We start from the raw sequence: 513 nt of genomic DNA, 5'->3' as shown, positions 1-513 counted from the left end.
CACTAAATAGCCATCAAATCTACGCGCACGTTCCCCAAGATAAAGTGATTGAACTGGGTGTACTGCAAGCATTTGGTTTAAAACCGGGGTGGATTGACTTAAGGCCGACATCAGTGGGTGAAGTCCCGCAACAAGGTAAATCGATTACCGTCGCTTATCAGAAAAAACATCCGATGTTTCCTGTCATTGCCAAAGCAATTAAACACTTGCTCAAACCGCACAGTGTCGATGTCGAGTTTATTCGCTACGATACGCAGCCGCCAAATCCAGAAGAAGTCGACGTTTGGGTAAAAGCAATGGGTATTGCGACCAATCGCAACGATGCCTTAGCGGGTTGGCTACTTGATTACAGCGACATCGAAAAATTCAGCGCGGGTTACGATTTTTCAGAATGGGCGACATTAGTCGATCAATGGCGTGCAGGCATTCACGCCGACTTTCCTGCTCGCGAATTAGGAAGGCAGTTAGTGAAAAGCTGCCAGGTTATTCCAATGTTCCATTGCTGGCTTGGTG

Annotated in this window: 1 pseudogene; it reads left to right on the top strand. The window is 47.2% G+C overall.

The window, feature by feature from the left end:
* Nucleotides 1-513 (top strand): annotated as a pseudogene (locus R8N47_RS28495) (SgrR family transcriptional regulator); the annotation flags it as partial.

Source organism: Vibrio sp. 2132-1, from assembly GCF_033344315.1.
Note: the sequence above shows the minus strand (reverse complement) of the source record. Positions and strands in the feature narration are given on the sequence as shown.